This window comes from Streptomyces rapamycinicus NRRL 5491 (genome assembly GCF_024298965.1).
In the GTDB taxonomy this organism is placed as follows: domain Bacteria; phylum Actinomycetota; class Actinomycetes; order Streptomycetales; family Streptomycetaceae; genus Streptomyces; species Streptomyces rapamycinicus.
The window spans coordinates 3,131,798-3,150,766 of record NZ_CP085193.1 but is presented as its reverse complement, the minus strand read 5'-3'; the positions used below and the strand labels follow the sequence as shown (position 1 = coordinate 3,150,766).

17 protein-coding genes and 2 pseudogenes are annotated in these 18,969 nt (G+C 67.8%); 13 read left to right on the top strand and 6 right to left on the bottom strand.

Features of this window, described 5'->3' with window-relative positions; genetic code table 11:
* Positions 1-118: 118 nt before the first annotated feature.
* Positions 119-2,647, bottom strand: a complete 2,529-nt coding sequence (locus LIV37_RS12625) for a hypothetical protein (RefSeq protein ID WP_020867503.1) — start codon at positions 2,645-2,647, stop codon at positions 119-121.
* Positions 2,648-3,215: 568 nt separating this feature from the next.
* Between LIV37_RS12625 and LIV37_RS12620 the strand changes: the two genes are divergently transcribed.
* Entirely contained in the window at positions 3,216-3,446 is a 231-nt protein-coding gene (locus LIV37_RS12620) for a hypothetical protein (RefSeq protein ID WP_020867502.1), read from the top strand.
* Between the two features lie 6 nt (positions 3,447-3,452).
* Here the strand turns inward: LIV37_RS12620 and LIV37_RS12615 are convergent, their stop codons facing one another.
* The 3 genes from LIV37_RS12615 to LIV37_RS12605 form a co-directional block, all read right to left on the bottom strand.
* Positions 3,453-4,256 (bottom strand): hypothetical protein, encoded by an 804-nt coding sequence (locus LIV37_RS12615; RefSeq protein WP_020867501.1) that lies wholly within the window; start codon positions 4,254-4,256, stop codon positions 3,453-3,455.
* Between the two features lie 245 nt (positions 4,257-4,501).
* Positions 4,502-4,792, bottom strand: coding sequence for a cupredoxin domain-containing protein (locus tag LIV37_RS12610; RefSeq protein WP_020867500.1), 291 nt, complete (start codon positions 4,790-4,792; stop codon positions 4,502-4,504).
* 21 nt (positions 4,793-4,813) lie between these two features.
* Positions 4,814-5,395, bottom strand: coding sequence for a transposase family protein (locus LIV37_RS12605; RefSeq protein WP_349345250.1), 582 nt, complete (start codon positions 5,393-5,395; stop codon positions 4,814-4,816).
* 286 nt (positions 5,396-5,681) lie between these two features.
* Here LIV37_RS12605 and LIV37_RS12600 point away from each other — a divergent pair, with 286 nt between their 5' ends.
* From LIV37_RS12600 to LIV37_RS12580, 5 genes are all read left to right on the top strand, one after another.
* Positions 5,682-6,440, top strand: coding sequence for an NUDIX hydrolase (locus LIV37_RS12600; RefSeq protein WP_020867499.1), 759 nt, complete (start codon positions 5,682-5,684; stop codon positions 6,438-6,440).
* 6 nt (positions 6,441-6,446) lie between these two features.
* Positions 6,447-7,640 carry a 5'-methylthioadenosine/S-adenosylhomocysteine nucleosidase family protein gene (locus LIV37_RS12595; protein ID WP_020867498.1) on the top strand — a complete coding sequence of 398 codons (1,194 nt, stop codon included), beginning with the start codon at positions 6,447-6,449 and terminating at the stop codon, positions 7,638-7,640.
* Positions 7,637-9,685, top strand: a complete 2,049-nt coding sequence (locus LIV37_RS12590; protein WP_020867497.1) for a hypothetical protein — start codon at positions 7,637-7,639, stop codon at positions 9,683-9,685. Before LIV37_RS12595 ends, LIV37_RS12590 begins: the two co-directional genes overlap by 4 nt.
* Positions 9,686-9,836: 151 nt before the next feature.
* On the top strand, positions 9,837-10,367 hold the full coding sequence (locus tag LIV37_RS12585; protein ID WP_020867496.1) for a hypothetical protein: 531 nt from the start codon (positions 9,837-9,839) through the stop codon (positions 10,365-10,367).
* Positions 10,368-10,694: 327 nt separating this feature from the next.
* Positions 10,695-11,501: a hypothetical protein gene (locus tag LIV37_RS12580; RefSeq protein WP_020867495.1), complete on the top strand. Its 807-nt coding sequence runs from the start codon at positions 10,695-10,697 to the stop codon at positions 11,499-11,501.
* Between the two features lie 184 nt (positions 11,502-11,685).
* On the opposite strand, the gene LIV37_RS51735 is transcribed toward LIV37_RS12580, so the two are convergent.
* Complete coding sequence (locus LIV37_RS51735; protein ID WP_020867494.1) at positions 11,686-11,814, bottom strand: hypothetical protein; 129 nt, start codon at positions 11,812-11,814, stop codon at positions 11,686-11,688.
* 450 nt (positions 11,815-12,264) lie between these two features.
* Positions 12,265-12,516 carry a site-specific integrase gene (locus LIV37_RS12575; protein ID WP_202979644.1) on the bottom strand — a complete coding sequence of 84 codons (252 nt, stop codon included), beginning with the start codon at positions 12,514-12,516 and terminating at the stop codon, positions 12,265-12,267.
* A gap of 70 nt (positions 12,517-12,586) precedes the next feature.
* Between LIV37_RS12575 and LIV37_RS12570 the strand changes: the two are divergent.
* The 7 genes and pseudogenes from LIV37_RS12570 to LIV37_RS12540 form a co-directional block, all read left to right on the top strand.
* Positions 12,587-12,746, top strand: a pseudogene (locus tag LIV37_RS12570) (DDE-type integrase/transposase/recombinase); the annotation flags it as partial.
* Between the two features lie 233 nt (positions 12,747-12,979).
* Positions 12,980-13,139 (top strand): annotated as a pseudogene (locus LIV37_RS12565) (acetyl-CoA C-acetyltransferase); the annotation flags it as partial.
* A 104-nt stretch (positions 13,140-13,243) separates the two neighbouring features.
* Positions 13,244-13,636, top strand: a complete 393-nt coding sequence (locus tag LIV37_RS12560; protein WP_020867491.1) for a nuclear transport factor 2 family protein — start codon at positions 13,244-13,246, stop codon at positions 13,634-13,636.
* A 137-nt stretch (positions 13,637-13,773) separates the two neighbouring features.
* Positions 13,774-14,436: a GntR family transcriptional regulator gene (locus LIV37_RS12555; protein ID WP_020867490.1), complete on the top strand. Its 663-nt coding sequence runs from the start codon at positions 13,774-13,776 to the stop codon at positions 14,434-14,436.
* 410 nt (positions 14,437-14,846) lie between these two features.
* The gene (locus tag LIV37_RS12550; protein ID WP_121825538.1) at positions 14,847-16,010 is read left to right on the top strand and encodes an extracellular solute-binding protein; all 1,164 of its coding nucleotides are present in this window, start codon (positions 14,847-14,849) and stop codon (positions 16,008-16,010) included.
* A gap of 90 nt (positions 16,011-16,100) precedes the next feature.
* Positions 16,101-17,252 carry an ABC transporter ATP-binding protein gene (locus LIV37_RS12545; RefSeq protein WP_020867488.1) on the top strand — a complete coding sequence of 384 codons (1,152 nt, stop codon included), beginning with the start codon at positions 16,101-16,103 and terminating at the stop codon, positions 17,250-17,252.
* Complete coding sequence (locus tag LIV37_RS12540) at positions 17,249-18,946, top strand: ABC transporter permease (RefSeq protein ID WP_202979645.1); 1,698 nt, start codon at positions 17,249-17,251, stop codon at positions 18,944-18,946. Before LIV37_RS12545 ends, LIV37_RS12540 begins: the two co-directional genes overlap by 4 nt.
* Positions 18,947-18,969: the final 23 nt, after the last annotated feature.

Below are 18,969 nucleotides of genomic sequence, written 5' to 3'. Positions count from 1 at the left end.
GTATCTGACCGCGGACCTGTGCCTCGAGGCCGTTGCGGGCCGGCGGTGTTCGCGGAGCAGGAACGAGGGGGCGGTCCCTCGACCGTGCCGAGGGCCCGCCCGTACCCGATCTGACCGGTCAGATCTTGAGGATCAGCGCTTCCACCTGTTCGAGCGTCGTCACGCTGGCTTGCGCCGCGGCCCGGGCCTTCGACAGCTTCTCCATCCACTCGATCCGCCGCTCGGCCGGGAGCGACTCCTCCTCAAGCTGGACACGCAGGCGGTGCGCCTCCTCGAAGTCCGTCATCAGGGCGTGGGAGGCGTCCACCGCCTTCTGGTAATTCCCCTCGGCGAGTTCGACCCGCGCCGGCAGTTCCCGGCGCAGCTTGGCGAGCTGGTCGCGCGGGTCGGGGGCCGCCTCGCCGTGCGCGATGGGCGGGGTGTCGGCGTCCGCGGTGTTCCCGGCGCCCGCAGGTGCGTCGGCGGAGTTTGCGGACGCGGTCGGCGCAGGGGTACCGAGGCTCACGGGGAACAGCTCGTCGAACCACGCCTTGTCGGCGACGTAACGGGTGGGCCGGCCCTCGGTGTCAGGGGCGATCACCATCCCCGCAGTGATCGCCGTCCGGTCTGCCTCGGCCCAATGCTGCTCGCCGTAACAGATCAGGGGCGTGCCATCGTCCGGCTCGGGCGGCCGCGGCGCATCCGGCTGCTTCAGCACTGCCTTCGCGAACGCGAGCAGAAGGGCCCGGCTGACACCTGGCGCGCCCACCGTGTACGCCAGTGTCAAGGCGGCGAGGGCGCTCTTGGGGGTGCGGCGCACTCCCTTGCGCCCATCGCTGGCCTCGCTGCCCTGCCCCGGGGTGATGAACGGCTGCGGAGCGTGGATCAGCGCCGGTGTCATCCGCCGGACCAGGGCGGTCCAGGCGGTCGCGTCACCGGCCTCCGCCCCGAGGAGCAGCTCCGTGAGCGGCCTCGGATCTTGTCCGGCGCCCTCCTTGGTCTCCGTGGTGCCGAAGAGGCCGAGGGCGGAGAGGATGTTGCCCCGGTGCACGAACAGCTGCGCGACGGCGGCGGACCACAGACGCATACGCCCTTCGGCTGCCTTCGCCCGGATTTGGCTCCACGCCGGCTCCTGCAGCGTCCCCCTGACGACCGGCCAAAACCGTCCGGTGTCGCGGACGGTGCGCCCGTTCGCCTGCTGCGGCGCCTCGGGCGGAATCCCGGGGAACACCAAGGCGGTGATGGCCTGCACCGCGATGTCACGCAGCACGACCGGGGAGAGGTCGGCGCCCGCGGGCACGAGCGGCTCCAGCGGATCGAGCGGCCCGTTGACCGTCAGCGCGTCGCGCACCCCCGTCAGATCGAGGAGGTCCGCCCCGCGCGCGTCGGGGAACGCCTCAGCGAGCGCGTCCGCGAGGAGGGACTCCCTGGCGTAGGCGTCGACCAGCGTCGCGAACAGGGCGATCAGCCGCGCGTCCTCGTCGTAGGGCTGGATGCCGCGCAGGTGGTCGTTGACGTTCAGGGCCCGCAGGACGTGTTCCAGGGCCTCGGGATTCGTGCAGCCGATCACGATCTCCGCGGACACCGTGGCGATCTTCGCCGCCCGGAGCGACGGGTCGGTCGCCTCCGTCTCCGGCTTCGCACCATCCCGGTTGAGCCGGGCAGAGAGGCGGTTCAGGATCTCCCGCAGACTCAGCAGCAGGGGCTCGGGGCCGTCCTTCTTGTCCTTCGGCAGGGGCACGAGAGACTGCGGCATGCCCATGACCAGGTGCTCCGGACGTACCCGGAAGACATCCAACCGGGCCAGCGCACGGTTGTTCCCCGTCACCGCAGCCAGCCGCCACGGCTTCGACACCGTGCCGTCGGCGTGGGTGATCTGCCACTGCTGCAGGACGTTCATGCCCTTGGAAAGCTGGCCCGCGTCCGCGAGGGACTCGGCCAGGTCGTACCCGCGCTTCGTGCCGGCGCGCTTCAGGTTATCGGCGGCGTACCGCTGCATGTGCACGGCCACCGCGTACGGCTGCTCGGCGAGGGTGAGCGCCGCCTTCGGCTGCCCGTCCTCATGGACGGCGCGGACCACCGGGCGCGGCCGCCGGTGGCCCAGCGCGGCGAGCAGAGCGTGCTTCTCGGCCTCAAGCTCGTGCAGGTGACGGATGGCGTCCTGATGCTTCTGTGTGGCCGCCGCCAACGCCTGCGACGCGTACGTGTCGTCCCCGGGCGCCCGGCGCAGCGCCTCCCGCTCCTTCTCGGCGGACTTCGCGCCCTTCGCGGCGTCCTGGAGCGCTAGCTCGACGGCGACGAGGTCCTTGACGCGTTGGCTGGCCTCCGGGGCGGGCGACGACCAGCAGCTGGCCGTGCGGTCGTTGAGGTCCCACGGAACCACCGCGGCGCCGTGGACATCGCAGGTCAGCAGGAGCACCTGTTCGTCGCCGGCCTTCGCGGGCCGGCAGACGGTGGGCTTGAGGACCTTCCTGCCGCGCTGGGTGGCGATCAGGGCCTTGATCTCGGTGTCCGGGAGCGCGGCGGCCAGACCCTCGAGGATCGCCTGCCGCGGAGGCGGTACGACCTCGTAGTCCGCGCAGGTGTTCTCGATTGCGTCCGCCAGACGGTCGGCCCAGAGGGCGTTGCCGATCTGCGGGTAGATGTCGTCGGACCGTTTCACGGCCATGGTGTCGTCCTTCCACCCGGGGCATCCCGGGCGAGCACAGAAACTCCCGACCATCGGGAGCGTGTCACGCGCCCGAGTGCCGAAGCCTCGTGCCGACGAGGAATCGGGCCGACACCGTGAGGGTGTGCGGCGGTCCTCGCCCCGTACGGTCCACCGGCCAGCGTCCGAAGAACGATCAGCCCCAACAGCGCCTCGGTGGCGCCTGGACCTCTCGCAGCTTGCTCCTGCTCCGCCGGAGGCGGCATGAGGCGGACGCCGGTGATGAGCCACCGACGTGCAGCACGGAATTTGCCACTGTCCGCGACACAACCACCGCCCAGAGCCGTGGAGTTCACCCAATCAGGTGAGCGGCCGCCGCAACCAGACTGCGGGACGCCTGGGTTGAGGTAGCCGTGCGGCGGTGGGCGACGGGGTGCCTGGTTCTGGCCCCGATGTGGTCCGGCCGGCTCTACGGTGCACTGGTGAGCAATGAGACGCCGCTCACGGGTGCGGGCGAACTCCCGAAATCGACGAGGACCTGGGGAAGGCCCTGACCGCGCGGGGCGCGTCGGGCATACGGGCGCTGGGTATGCTGCGGGACGCGTACCGGGTCCTGACCGGCTCGCTGACGGAATGGCCGGACGAGGTTGCCGCAGCGTGTGTGCGCAGTGCGGCGGACGCGCTGCTGAGCCTGCCCGGCGCCCCTGACCCGCCAGACCTGAGGCGCGCGGCGAAGGACCTGCTGGTCGCGGTCGACGCCTTCCCGCCACCCGCCCTCCACACCCCCAGCTCCGATGCCCCGGTAGGTCCCGCCCCGTAGCGTGGTCTACCGGGGCAGCTTCGCGGTGCGTTCAGGGTGGGCCGCGGTGATGTACCGCATGGCGGTCTGCGAGGAGATGCCGAACAGGCGCATCAGGTGGAGCGGGTCGTCGACCTCGAACGCCTCATCGCGGATTCGGTCTTGCCGCAGCGTCGGCATCGTGAGTCCGGTGGGCCGGAAGATGTTGGCGAACGTGGTGCCGATGGGCGAGTGAGTGGTGTCTACCGCAGTCCATCGGTTGATCAGCAGATGCGGGTTGGTGGTTACCGGCCAGCGGCGGTGACGTTCACGCAGCCACGCGGAGGCGCAACGGTAGGTGAGTTCGTCCAGGTAGATGATGTGCCGTTTGCCGGGGCGCCGGACGATGAGGCGCTCACGGGACAGGTCGAGGTCGGTGAGTAGCAGGTGGCGCATGTCGGTGCCGCTGAGCGCGTGAACGCAGACCAGCACCATCACGAAGCGTTGGAATTCGTTCCGTGCGTGGCTGAGGACGCCAGCCAGCCGGTCCGAGGGCACGGAAGGTGGGGGCTTGTTGATCCCGGCGAAGACGAGGCCGCGGGTGGGATCGCGGAAGATCACACCTTCTTGCCGAAGGGCCCGGAAGACGTTCCGAAGGACGATGTGGATCGAGCGGGCCGGCGTCCCCTTGCGGGTGGCGATGGCGCGCTTGACGTCGTCCTGAGTGATCTCGCGCAGGCTCTCGGTACCGTCCGCGAGCCACCCCTTGAGGATCGGGTCCAGGACATGCCAGTAGCGGGCGATGCTCCGGTAGCTGCGACCGGTGTGCTCCCACTTGCCCTCTCCGCGCACGCCCCTGGGGACGCACTACTGGTGATCTCTCCAGGGGAGCGGGCGGACCTGATCGTCGGCTTCCGCGGCCTGCGGGGATCTCAGCGCACGCTCGCCAACGGCGCCCCGACCCGCTTCTCCGACGGAACCCCGGCCACCCCCACCGCTGACACCATTCCTTCAGCTGTGCATCAGCCGACCCCTGGACCAGAACGGAAAGGTCGCCGTACATGGTCGACAAGCCGCCGACGCGCACCCGCGGCCTGCTACCGCTCGGAGACACCGACAGCTTCGGACGGCCAAGCCCACTTCTGGGCCCGCATCATCTTGTTGTCCTCGTGTTCGACGATGTGGCAGGGCCGGACGTAGAGCCCGCGCTTGTCGGACAGCGCCTTGTCACGGGTGACCTGGCCGGACGGCATCTGCACCGGGTCTTTCGGGCCTTGCTCGGTGGGGCTGGGTGGCTGGGCCTTGCCGACCTTGATGCTTGTCAGCGCAGAGGTCTGCGGGCCCTGGCCCGAGGTCAAGGGCGCACGGTCCAGCATGTGGAACCGCACCAGGTGCAGGTTGATCGCGAACTACCACGTCACCTGAGCGCGGCTCCGCGGGGATCCCTCCCGCTGACGTCCATGGTCTCGTGCTGCGGGCCCGGCGGTAGACGCTGCCGTCCGTCGCGCTCCCGGCCGTGGTCCGGGAACCGCCTCACGTGTCAATCCCGTGGCTACGCCAGCGCCAGCACCGTCGTGAGGGGTGTGAGCCGTGGGGTATTGGTCCAGATACCCCCTCGGACACGAGCCTGGCGATACGGAGACAAGGGCCTCGACCTTACGGTCGCGGCCCTTGTTGCGTGTTCGTAGCTGATGGTGATGTCGGGGGCATCGTGGAGCGGGTCTTTCTGCCCTGTGCTGACTGTGCGGATACGTTGCGCAGTCCCTCCGAGACTCCGGCGGTATCCCGGATCTGTTGTGCGCTGAGTGGGAATCTGTCAAACGAGCGGCTCTGTACCGTAATCGGTGGTAGCGCTGTGTAGTAATCACTGACAGGCGCCGGACCTGCACCGAGACGACGACCCGACGTCCGTCCACCGGAACGTCCGCCACTACCCGCCCGTGGAACCCGTACACCCGCCCTGGAGGCGTCCCACACGTGGGGCACGACACCGGAGACCATCCTGGGTCCGCGCCGTCACCCGGATCAGATCGCCCTCGTCCGTCACACCCTCGATGACCAGTACCGACAACCTCGAAATCACCACGTTCACAAGCTCCTTGACATCTCGCACACCACGCCAACGATGCTTGTCGCTCCTGGTTGCCACCGATTACGGGAGCCGAACGTCTTGCAGTCCCGGTTCTTGCTCGTCCGGGTCATAGAGGTGATCTGCCGCAGAGGGCAGATCGAGGACGCTTATTGTCAATGTGACAGCAACCCGATACGGTCGGCACCATGCGTGATGATTCCTGGGCGCCGCCGTCCGTTCTGCTCACAGTTGACCTTGTAATCCTGACGTTGCGTGAGGGGCGGCTGTGTGTCCTGCTCGTGGAGCGGGGCAAGGAACCCTTCGCTGGCATGCAGGCGCTGCCCGGCGGTTTCCTCAACCACGCCGGTGAGGCGATCCCGGAGGCCGCTCGCCGCGAGCTGGGCGAGGAAACCGCTGTTGATGCCCGGCAGTTTCATCTGGAGCAGTTGGCCACCTATGGGGATCCAGGGCGCGATCCGCGTGGGCGGGTCGTCTCGGTTGCGCATCTGGCGATCGCGCCGCGCCTTCCTGAGCCGGTCGCGGGAACGGATGCCGCGAATGCCTCATGGATTCCGACGGACACGGTCCTTTCCGGGCAGATGAAGCTCGCTTTCGATCACGATCGGATAGTGACGGACGGAATTGAACGCGCCCGTACGAAACTCGAGTTCTCCGCACTGGCCACGGCGTTCTGTGGAGACCTTTTCACCATCGCCGAGTTGCGGCAGGTGTACGAGGCGGTGTGGGGCGTCACGCTCGACACCCGGAATTTCTACCGGAAGGTCCAGGCCGTGGACGGGTTCATCGTTCCGGCCGGGACGGGACGCAGGACCACGGTGGGGCGCCCCGCACGCCTGTTCCGCGCGGGACCGACCACGGTGCTCTCGCCTCCGCTGGTCCGGCCCGTGCCGGCACCGGCGGAACAGCAGGCGGAAGAACGAACAGAGGAAGACGCGAAGGAATGAGAAGAAATGCCAAATGACCTGGTGGTGATTCTCACCGCCCTCAATCTTGAATACGAGGCCGTGCACCGGAAACTGGCCGATCCGCAGGTGACCGTGCACAAGACCGGCACGCGGTTCGAGGTCGGGACGGTGCCGGGCACCTCGTGCCGTGTGGCACTCGGTCTGACGAGCAAGGGGAACCATTCGGCCGCAGTGCTGGCGGAGCGCGCTATCGAGCACTTCTCTCCGGCAGCCGTGCTGTTCGTCGGTGTCGCCGGCCGCATGCGGAGCTCGATCGCGCTGGGCGACGTGGTGATGGCCACCCATGTGTACGCCTACCACGGCGCGACCAGCGAGGACGACGGGCTCAAGGCGCGGCCCCGGGTGTGGGAGGCGCCGCACCCCATCATCCAGCTCGGCCAGCATCTGGCCCGGATGACGGACCGGGCCGGCCACGCACCGGAGAACGGGGAAGTGCCGCGGGTGCACTTCGGCCCGATAGCCGCCGGTGAGGTCCTGCAGAACTCGCGGAACTCCGCCGAGGCCGCATGGCTCCGGCAGCACTACAACGACGCGTTCGCGATCGACATGGAAGCCGCCGGCGTGGCACAGGCCGGCCATCTCAGCGGCCTGCCGGTCGGCGTCGTCCGTGGCATCAGTGACCGGGCGGACGGCACGAAGAACGGCGCGGAGGACCGCGATCGGCAACCGCGCGCCGCGGCGAACGCGGCGGCTTTCGCGGTACGGCTGGCTGCGGAACTGATCAAGGAAGCAGAACTGGCAGTGGAAGCAGAGGAAGAGGAGCAGATTGTCATGGCTCAGAAAGACAGAACTGGCAGGGGCGGCGGAAGCGTCGTCAACACGGCCTTTTCCAGCACGGTGGGAATCATGGCCGGAGAGGTCACCGGCAGCACCGTCCATGTCAGCGGGGCAGCTCCGAAGGCATCCACCCCGGCGGAACTGGTCGCGGAGCTGGACCGCTTCCGGGAGCACCTGGCACGACACCACGCCGACGGGACCCTCGACGCGGACATTCACCATGAGGCACAGGCCGAACTGAGCATCGCGAGGCGCGCAGCGGAGAAGTGCACCGCGAACGCCCCGGCGCCTCCGAAGAAGGCAGCTATGGCGCTCAGGAAGTTACGCGGCCTGCTCGACGGCCACCCGGAACTGGCCTCCGGTCTTGCGTCCTTGATCGCGGCGGCGGGTGAACCGGCATGACCGAGGGCTTCCCCTCCACGCACAACGAGGCGCACGACTCCTTCGTCGGCGCCCAGGCCGGGATCATATTCGACTCCACCATCAACAACATTGTCCCGCCGGACGCCTCGCCCCAGAAGAAGTACGAGGTCGGTGTCCGTTGTCTGGAAGAAGGCTTACCCGGCCGGGCGCGGGAACTGATCTGGGACGCGATCACCCACAACCACGACGGCCCGCAGATCCGCTTCCACTGGGCGCTCGCCATGCTCAGCAAACGCGCCCACCACGACCTCAGTGCCGAGGAGCGCCGTCAGCTGGACCGGACGCGGGACGTCATGCAGGGCTACGCCGAGGACAAGGACTGGAAGCCCGGTCTGCAGGTCGTCTTCGATCTGCTGGCACTGCCCGGCAAAGCTGACAGTGAGACCGCCGCCGTGCTGAAGCGGCTGAGGGATCTGGCACCGCCCCAGCGTGACCTGATCGTCCACCACCTCGACCTCGTGCTCACCAGCCGGACAAAAGCCACCCTGTGGGCCGAGATCTGCGAGCTCGCCAAGGCCGGGCAGTTCCGTGGTGACCGCTCCCGGCGGGTGCGGTACTACTTCGAGCCCGATCCCATCGGGGCACGGACCCGGCCTCCCGAGGAGAGCACCGCTTTCCGTCACCATCCTCGCCTGGCGGCCTGGACCGGTCTGTTCGTCGTCACTGCGGGATTCCTCGGGATCTCGGCAGTGATCGCGGAGCCGCTGACCGCGATCGTCGAGCTGCTGATCGCGCTCGGCACCGGATTCCTCGCCGCCAGGTTCGGCCAGCGATGGTGGCACAACAAGCACCGGCTCCAGTCCAAGGAGCAGGAGCTGGGCCAAGCGTCGAACCAGGAGCCGGTACCGGATCCGGCCCACTCCCCGGCTGTTCCCTCCCCCGCGTCCGCGGGCGGCGGGACCCTCGCGGCGGACGGGTTCACCAGCGGCGTCCGCAAGTCCTTCGAGCACTACTTCGGCACGTACGTGCCGCACGGGTGCGACCGGCCCGAGTGGCTCGCCCACACCACTGGCATCCGCGCCGTTCTGGCCGCCGAGGTCGCGTTCCTCTACCGGGAGAGCAGAATCAGCGTCGACCGGGTCAACTGGCTGATCCGCTACCTGGCCCGGGACGCCAAGGACCGCCACAACAACGGCACGCTGTTCGCCCACCGACAGCAGTACCGGACTCCGGTGACGACGAAACTCGCCTGCGTGCCCGCCCTCGCCGTCCTGGGCCTCACGTCCCTGGCCGCCACCGCCACCGCCGCGACAGGTTCGGCGAGTGCGCTCCACGGGCTCCTGACGTTCGCCGTGTTCATCGGCGCCATCGGGAGCGGGCGCCGGGCAGCGTCGGTGTGGCTGCACATACGCAGCGAGGAACAGCGGTTCGCCGAGGAGACGCAGGAGTACCACCTGCGGATGTACGCACGTGAGGAGGAGTTCCAGCGCTGGAAGGAGCAACTGGAAGCCATCCGGCCCTCCGACGCCGAGATGGAGGCGTGGCTCAGCCACGACAAGATCCTGTTCACCGCCGATGTGCTCCGTCACCACCAGCTCACCTGGTACGACATCATCGCCCACACGATCCTGACGACACCGGCACGCCCCTACAGACGAGCACGGCGCCGAGGCGGCCCCTGGCGCTACTCCCGATACACCCTCCGGCTGTTCCTGGCCACACGGAACGGTATCCGCGAGATCAGCACCGTAGTCGACTTCGCCCGTGCCACTCGCCCGGGCGAACAACGCACCAACTACCGCTTCGACGCGTTCTCCTCCGTGCAGGTCACCGAGGACGACCGCATCGGCTACGAGATGGCGCTGCTCCTCTCCAACGGCCCGGCCAGAACCATCCGGATCAAGGACGCCGACAGCCACCAGCTCGAACCGTACGAGAACGCCCGGGACCTCTCGCAGATCAACCTCGACGCGGCCGGCTTCGCCCATACTTTTCGTCTCCTGGAGGGCATCGCGGCCGACGGGAAGGCCTGGGTCGAGCGGAACAACGCCGACAGTCCACCGCCCGCGAACAGCACCGACTGAGTCCTCCCGGACCGGATCCGGAGGCCGACCGGCCAGGGAGCTGCCGAGAGCACGGCAGCTCCCTGAAGGTCCAGGCACCACGGGCCGAGTATGAATACCACCGAGCCACCCCCCTGCCACGGTGTCGCGAAAACGAGGGTGACAGCCAGTCATGACGGACAGCGAACGGAGCACTAGCGCCCTACTCCTTGCCGAGTACGCACAGATCAAGGACGAGCAGCGGGCACGTATCGGCTTTCGGGACAACCTGCTGTACGTGACGCTCGCGGCGGTGACCGCCGTCGCGGCTGTCGCCGCGCAGACGGACTACCCGCAGCTGATCCTGGCCCTTCCGGTGGTGTGTCTTGTGCTCGGATGGACGCACCTGGTCAACGACGAAAAGATCTCAGCCATCGGACGCTACGTCCGCACCGAGCTCGCGTCCCGGCTCGCCGAGGCCACAAACGTGGAGGAACCGCTGTTCGGCTGGGAGACCTACCATCGCAGCGACGACAGACGGATCTCGCGCAAGACCACACAGACAGTCGTCGATCTGGTGGCCTTCCTCGTCACTCCCTTTGCCGCGCTTATCACCTTCTGGTGCCACAGCATGGACAGCGCCCTTCTGGTCGCGGTCTCCATTCTGGAAGCCGCCGGACTCGTCGTCCTGGGTGTGCTGTTCCTGCAATACGCCGAGAGGTGAGATGCCGCCCGACGCTACGGACTGAGAATTCTTTCTGAGGCGTTCCGGGGTGATGGAGGCTCGGCGACAAGAAGATCGGCTATGTCAATCCCGACCGCAGCTACGACGGAAAACGGGCCTGTTCCGCTCCCGAGGGAGTCAACAAGCTCGTCAAGGCGCAGAACGGGGATGGGGACTTCACGTGCCTCTCGACGGACAGCGGGTGCATCAGCAGGAAGAGCTATCACCCAACAAGACCGGAACTCGCGCGTACTCACGCGCTGCGCAGCAGGCGACCGGAAGTCTGCGCGAGGCGAACGACGCCCCGGACAGCAGGAGGCAACGCCCTTGAGGCGTGATCCCGGAAGGGGACGCACCGCACCGTGGGCCAAGGCCCTCGGTGCGGTCTGCGTCCTCGCACTCGTCGGCATCGTCAGCGTGTACATCGGGCAGGAAAGGACGGCGCACCACAACAAGCAGGCGGCCATCAAGGCGTCCTCCGACCTGGCCCATGCGTTCGGCCGCGCCATCCGGCAGAGTGGGAACACACCGTTCCCCTCGTCCGCCCACGTTCACTTCACGCTGTGGCAGGTCTCGCGGACCGCAAACCTGGACTCCTACACGGTCCACGACACCGTAGCCGAGGTCGTGGCCGCCTTCACCTCTCATTACGACGACGGCAGCCCGATCGCGGGAGGACGCGGACAGGTCACTCGCTGCTACTCCTACACCATCACCCCCATGCGCGCCCTGGGTGCCTCGGTAACGACGCGCTTGCTGAAGGCTTGCCCCCGCCAGGGGTTGGACCTCAGAGAGCGGGAACTAGACACTGTCTACCGGAAGGCTTTCAAAGCTCGGGAACAGTTGGCGAGCGATGCCGGTGGCGGAGAGTTGACGTCTAGCGAGATAGCACACGCCGTTGGCCCCCACGCCCTGGTCGAACGGCATCGGCAGAGTGTCAGTATCACCCAAAGGTTCACCAACACCCCGCTGGGCGACTCCCCTCATGTCGCGGCATGCCTGCGATTCGACGTAACCCTGGCCCCGGGTCGACCGGGGGTGCTGTCGTCCCACGACGTGTCGGAAGCAGCTTGCCCTCCGCCGCGCAGCCGCCAAGGCGATGGTCTCCATCTCGATCGTGACCGCGACCGTTGACCGGTGTGGCGGCCTGCGCCAGCCTTGCGTCACCCGTGGTTGGAGCCGCCCGAGAGCCGCTGCCATCGTTATGGGCAAGGGCTTGGTGTCGGCACGGCCCCCCGAGCTTCTCGTGGAAGAGCTTCACCCAGCTGCGGAACTGGTGAAGCAGCACGAGATCGACGCGGGCCATAGGCCACGTTCCCTAGATCTCGGCCCTGTCCTCGGACCCGGCCTGGCGCACCACGGTGGCCAGGTCCTTGATCGAGCGGACGACCTGGGCGATCTCATCTCCGCCGCGCCGTAGGAGGTGGCGGCGTGTCGTCGATGTCACGGCGCGCCGCCGACGGCTTGAACCCGGGGACTACGGCAGGAGCAGCTCGCCCCGCAACACCGGCGTGTACGTATGGTGCGTGTCGGGCCTCGGACACGTGCTGATGGCCCACGGGCTTCGCGCGAGTGCTGGTCGAGTCTCATCTCGGCCAGCACTTTGTGTTTCCCGGAACCATAGGTGAGCCGCAGCCCGAGCTGTCGGTAGATCTCGGCCTTGTCCTCGGGCTCGGCCTGGCGCACCACGGTGGCCAGGTCCTTGATCGAGCGGACGAGCCGGGCGATCTCGTCGCGGGACATCCGGGCCCCGCCCCCTTCGGTGAGGCGCGCAGCTCAGCTCCGGCTCTCACCCGGCGGGCCTGAGTTTCGGTGATCCACTGGGTGACGACGGCGGGGTCCGCGCCCGCTTGGAGAGCGGCGCGGTGGGTGGCGAGCTTGGCGTCGCAGGCGGCGATCACCTTACGGGCAGCGGCAATTGCGTCCTCAACTCACCTACAAACGAGGCCACATGACTGCGGTTGGCCCCCTCCGGATCGATCCCGTCCCGCTCGCACGCCAGCAAGAACTCGCTCAGACCACGGGCGTACGCGTCGATCGTCCGGGGCGCCCGGCCCAGATCCAACCCGATCTGCAGCCACTCGGCCGCCCGCTCATGCCGTTCCAGGACCGGCCACTTCTCCGACAACGCCGTCACGAACACGCTCAACGCGAGACCTGGGCCCACGTACCGCCCTCGACGGCTGGTCCATCCTTCAGCCTGATTCCACGTAACTTATACCGTGATCGACCTCGCCTCGCGCCGCCTGACCGGCTGGGAGATCGCGGATCACATGCGCACCGAACTTGTCACCGGCGGCCTGGCCGCCGCCGAACACGCCCGCGGCGGCCTCGCCGCGGCGATCGGTGCACACCGACCTCGGCGCCCAGTACACCAGCCGGGCACCGCAGCCCGATCGCCCACGAGACCGCGTCCCGAACAACATCAACAACGCTGACGTCAGCCGCATAACGCATGCCCAGAATTCCAGGTCAGGCCCATGTTGAGGTGTCATGCGTTTCCGGACAGGCACCTGACCGCTACGACAAGAGGGTGGCCAGGAAGCACAAGATGATAACGGAGGAGATCGCGGCAACTTGAAAGCGCGCGGGGAACTCGTACTTCTCCCTTCGGCGGCACCATCGCGCTCAGGGCATCCGCTGGGCGCGACCGGCGCCCGGCTGATGACGACGCTGGTCCACCAGCTCCACCGGACCGGAGGCTGCTACGGGCTGCAGACGATGTGCGAGGGAGGCGGGATGGCCAACGCGACCGTGGTGGAACGTGGGTGACCCCTGGCGACGACCTTGCTCCCGGTCGGCGTTCCTGGAGCGCTGCTTGCCCCTGCGCGAGAGGATGGGATAATGTATCAAAGATAAAATCTGGGAGGGATGCCGTGGATGCCTTCGATCTCATCGAGAGGTACTTCCGGTGCCTCGAGTCCGGCGACTTCGCCGGCGCGGCGAACTGCTTCAGTGAGTCGGCGCGGTACTCGCACCCCCCGTACGTCGAGGAGCCGCCGGGGGCCGGGCGCCACGAGGTGTACGGGCGTGCGGCCGTGCTGGCCCTGTTCCGGCGCCGGGGGCTGCGACGGACGCACCATGAAGTCACCGGACGGGCGCGCAGTGGCGACCGGTGTTTCATCTCCGGGACGGTCAAGGATCCGAGTGGCGCGGTCGTCGGCTCGTTCGTCTCGCACGCGTTGTTCGACCGTGAATTGGGGCAGTTCGAGGAGTATGTCGCCTACTCCTCCCGCCCGGCGGTCTGGGCCGCGTCGGACGGGCCATGACCGGTTCCGGGGCGCCGGTCACCGGGGGCCGGAGCGCGATGGGCGACGGGCGTGAACCGCCGTCGAGGCGCATCGCGGATCTTTGATATTGTAAACGGCCTCGCGGGTGCATCGCGAACCATGAATGAGGGAGCGGGATGGCGCGGCCAAACCTTCAGGAGGAAGTCGCACGGTGGGTTCGCCGGGCGATCTTTACCGGGGAGCTCAAGCCGGGGGAGCGCATCAACCAGGATGAGCTCGCCGAGCGGCTCGAGCTGAGCAGGCTGCCCATCCGCGAGGCCATGATCGCCCTTGAGCGGGAGGGTCTCATCAAGACCATTCCGCGGCGAGGATCCTTTGTCTGGGACTTCCGCCGTCAGGACATCCTCGATCAGTACGAGGTCTACGCCATGGTCTCCGGACTGGCGACCGAGCGGGCCGCGGCCAACCTCTCCAAGGAGGAGGTCGCCTCACTCCGGGCCGCGGTGGACGAGATGGCCTCCGACAAGGACCCGGCCCAGCGAGAAACCGCCAACGACCACTTCCACGCCATCATCAACCGGGCCAGCCGGTCTCCCCGGCTGATGTGGCTGCTCGGGCTTCTGGCGAGCAGCGTCCCGGTCGGGTTCCACGACGCCGGCTGGGAGATCGCGGTGCGCGATCACCTCGCGATCATCGAGCACCTCGAGCATGGTGACGCCCAGGCCGCCGGCGAGGCCATGCGGGACCATGTACGCCGCACAGGCACGCACGCGGTGCGTTTCCTTCCCCTTGCGGACGACGCCGACGGCGGCCATACCGCCGAGTTGCCCGCGGGCTGACCGACCGGCCGGTGAAGGCGGGCTCCGCGTGGGCTCGGACGTCGCCGTATGGTTTCGGCCGTCGGCGGACGTGAATAACAGCGCATCGCGGGTGGCCCGTCGGCCCTGAGAGGTTCCAGCCGACGGTCGCACGTCGCCGACGCCCCCGCGCGCTCCACCAGCGCGTCCATGAGACCGTGGGCGCGTCGGGGTGCCGCAGTGCCACCTGACTGGCGCGCCGCTTCGGCTCGCGGCCGGGCGCCCCCTTCGACGACGGACCCTGACCAGCGGCGGCGGGGCGGTCGGATGCCGCCGGGCCGGTCGACGGCAAGGGCGCCGCATGCCCGGTATGGGCGGCTTTCGTGCGTCGGCCATCGCCGCACCTTTCACGCGTGCACACCCCTTGACCGGCCAACTCGCAGCGGTATCTAATGAGCCGCATCCTGATCTTTTATCAGAAATATTTGAAGGGGTTAGCCGTGGTGACGTTCCCAGGTACACGTTGGGGCGCGCGGGCGACCGCGTCCCAACGGCTCGATCAACTCTCACGCCTCTGGCCCGCCGTGATCGCCCTTGTGCTGGGGCTCGCGCTGACCGCATGCGGTTCGGGAAAGGCTTCCCCGCAGTGGAAGCTGTCTGAGCGGACGGGGCCCAAGGGTGACGCGTCGTGGCAGAAGCTCGTCCGGGACGCGAAATCGGAAGGTGAGGTGGTCGTTTATACCGCCCACGCCGAGGACACCATGAGCCAGCTGGCGACGGCCTTCAAAAAGAAGTACGGGATCAAGGTGCGCGTCTTCCGGGCCGCCGACAGTGACCTCGAGCCCAAGATCGACGCCGAGGCCAAGACCGGAAACCGCGTCGCCGACATGGTCGGCATGTCCGACGAGAACTATCTCAAGACGAAGTCCGCGGAAGGCGCGTTCATCGCTCCGCGGGGGCCGGCCCTCAACGCTTCCGGATTCGACCGGAAGGCGAATACCCTGGTCCCTCATGTGGTGCGATCGGCGGCTACCACGATGAGCTACGCGTGGAATACCGAGCGCTACCCCAAGGGTCTCAAAGGCTTTCGTGACTTGCTGGACCCGAAACTGTCCGGCGGCAAGATCGGAATTCTGGCTCCCTTCACGCCGTCTGTCATGGACTTCTACACCTATCTGGAGAAACGATACGGCGCCGACTACTTGGAGAAACTCGCCCAGCAGAAGCCGCGCATCTACCAGGCGGGCGCAGCGATGTCCGAGGGGTTGGCGTCCGGTGAGATCTCCGCCGCCACGCAGGTTGCCCAGGTCGCGCTCTACCAGGCCAAGGACTCCGGCGCTCCGGTCGACGGCGGCCTCGCGCATCCGGCCTGGGCGGCGTCGTTCTACGAAGGCGTCCTGAAGGGCGCCAAGCATCCGAACGCCGCACAACTGCTGATGAACTACATGTTCTCGCCGGCGGGCCAGGAAATTCTCGCGCACCGCATCGCATCGGTGCTCCCCGACATCCCCGGGGTCGCGACAACCGCCGACAAGACCACCACGGGTGGCGTGATGACCGCGAGTCCTGAGCGTTTCAGGGCCTTCGTCGACAAGTTCAACAAGACGTTCCGGTAGCCGATCCGGGACTGAGCCGACATGGCGGTGACGTTCCCCCTGCCGGCCTGCTCAAGACCGCACTGCCTGCTCATCGCCGAGAGGAAAGTCATGTCCCACGTGTCGGTCTGCGGACTCACCCGTCGCTTCGACGGGAACCCACCCACGGTCGCGGTCGCGGACCTCGATCTCGAGATCGAGGACGGCGAATTCCTGGTTCTCCTGGGCCCGAGTGGCTGCGGGAAAACCACGACCCTCCGCTGTCTCGCCGGGCTGGAGAGTCCCGGGGCGGGAACGATCCGGCTGGGTGACTCGGTCGTCTTCGACCACGCGAGCAAAATCGATCTTCCGCCCAACAGGCGTTTCATCGGGATGGTGTTCCAGTCGTATGCCCTGTGGCCGCATATGACCGTGCGCAAGAATATCTGCTACCCCCTCAAGGCGCGGAAGATGAAAGAGGCTCTCGCGTCCGGTCAGGTCGAGAGGACCGCTGGGCTCGTCGACTGCCAGGATCTGCTCGACCGTTATCCGTCCCAGCTCAGCGGCGGCCAGCAGCAACGTGTGGCGCTGGCGCGAGGCCTTGTCGCACAGCCCGACCTGGTGCTCTTCGATGAACCGCTGAGCAACCTCGACGCCCGGTTGCGTGACCAGGTACGGGCGGAACTCCACGAGCTTCATCAACGCAAGCCGTTCACGGCGGTGTTCGTCACGCATGACCAGAGCGAGGCCCTCGCACTCGGGGACCGGATGGCCATCATGCGATCCGGGGCGATCGAGCAACTGGGCTCTCCCCGGGAGGTGTTCGAGGAGCCCGCCACGGAGTACGTCGCGGCGTTCACCGGTATGTCGAACCGGATCGTCGCCCACTTCACCGATGGTGTCTGGAAGTCGGGTACGGATGAGGTCCTCGGCGCGGCGCTCCGGCCGCCACATGCCGCGGGCGACGCGGTGGTACGGGTGCGCCCGGACGATGCGCGCCTGGCCACCGGGCCCGATGCCCTCGCCCCCCATGAGGCGGGACTTCCGGTCGTCGTCGCGGACGTGGAGTTCGGCGGCAGGCATCTCGACGTGACCGTCCAGACCGGTGGCGGGCTCCGGCTGAGCGTACGGGCCGACATCCGGCGATCCGACGACTTCCTCGGGGCGTTGGGGCGCGGAGACCGGGTCGTCTTCGCCTTCGACACGGAGGCCGCCCGCTACTTCGACGCTTCCGAAGGCTCCCACCACGTTGCCGAGCCGGCGTCCGTCGGGGTGATCGCGTGATCAGGAGGCCGTTCACCACCGCGACCGGGCCCAGTGTGCTTCGTTCGGCTCCCGCGCGACTCGGACTGGCCGCCCTTGTGGTCGTGATCGGATATCTGGTCGTCGCGCCGCTGGTGAGCCTCCAGATCAGGGCGTTCAGCGGCGGGGCGGAGGGATACCGGCAGGCGTTCTCGGCCACTGGTATCGGCCGTACCGTTCTCAACACGATCTGGCTCGCCCTCGGGTCGGTCGCCCTGGCGCTCGTGGCAGGCACCCTGCTGGCATGGGCCGCCAGCAGGCTGCCCCGGCGGCTGCGGTTTCTGCGGATCTTCCCGATGCTCCCGCTGGTCCTCCCCGCGGTGGCCTCCGTGGTGGGGTGGTCCTTCCTGGCGTCGCCCAGCGCCGGCTACCTGAACAACGTGCTGCGCGTGCTGCCTTTCTGGTCCGGCCGGTCCGAGGGGCCGCTCGACGTGAACTCGATCGAGTGGATCATCTTCATCACCGGCATCTCCCTCAGCGCCTTCGTCTACGTGTTCGTCACGTCCGGCCTGCGGAACATCGGTGAGGACCTCCAGGAGGCGGCCCGGGTGAGCGGGTCCGGGCGTATCAAGGTGTTCTTCACCGTCACGCTTCCGCTGTTGCGTCCCTCCCTGGTCTACGCGGCCGGTGTCGTACTGCTGCTGAGTCTCGGACAGCTCACGGCGCCTCTGCTGCTGGGGAGCAATGCCGGGGTGCAGGTCCTCACGACCGAGATGTACCGGCATGTCTCGACGACCCCGGTGGAGTACGGCCCGGCCGCCGCACTCGGCTCTCCGCTGCTCATCGCCGGGATCATCGTCGTGCTGGCGCAGAAGCGGCTGCTGGGCGGCGAGTCGCGGTTCGTCACCCACACCGGAAAGGGCATGCGCACGGGCGGAGGGTCGTCGGTGTTCGCGGTCGTCGTCATCGTGTTCTACGCCGCGATCTCGAGCGTGCTGCCGCTCTGCGCCCTGGCCTTCGTGTCGTTGTCGCCCTACTGGACGGGAAAGCTGTCCTTCGCCAAGTTGTCGCTGGAGAACTTCAACGAACTGTTCGCACAGCCGGAGGCGGTCTCGGCGATCGGCAACAGCGTCACCTACGCGGTGGCGGCGATGGCGATCACGCTGCCCCTCGGGTTCGCGGTGGCGTGCGTGCTGATCCGTGGACAGCGCTACCGGGTGATGCGCGTCATCCTGGACTTCCTGGTGTCGATGCCACTGGGCATACCCGCGGTGATCTTCGGTGCGGGCTTCCTGATCACCTACACCTCGCGCCCCTTCGTGCTGTACGGGACGCCATGGGTGATGATCCTCGCCTATGTCACCTTGATGATCCCGTTCGCCACCCGGATGCAGCTGTCCACCCTTCTCGCCCTGGGGCGGGGCTATATCGAGGCGTCCCGGGCGAGCGGGGCGGGCCTCGTCCGGACCTACGCGACCATCGTGCTGCCGCTCGTGCGCTCGAGCCTGGCCGGATCGGCGGCCCTGCTGTTCGTGCTGCTGACCCATGAGTTCACCGCCTCGCTCCTCGTGCGGTCCTCCACCACCCGGGTCATGGGCACGCTGCTGTACGACTACTGGAACAACGGCAGCTATCCGATGGTGGCGGCCGTCGCCCTGGTGATGACCGCCGTGACGGGCGCCGGTGTCGGCCTGGCGATGCTGCTCGGCGGCTCCGACACGCTGAGCAAGATGTGACGGCTCGTGAGCTGAACGGAGTG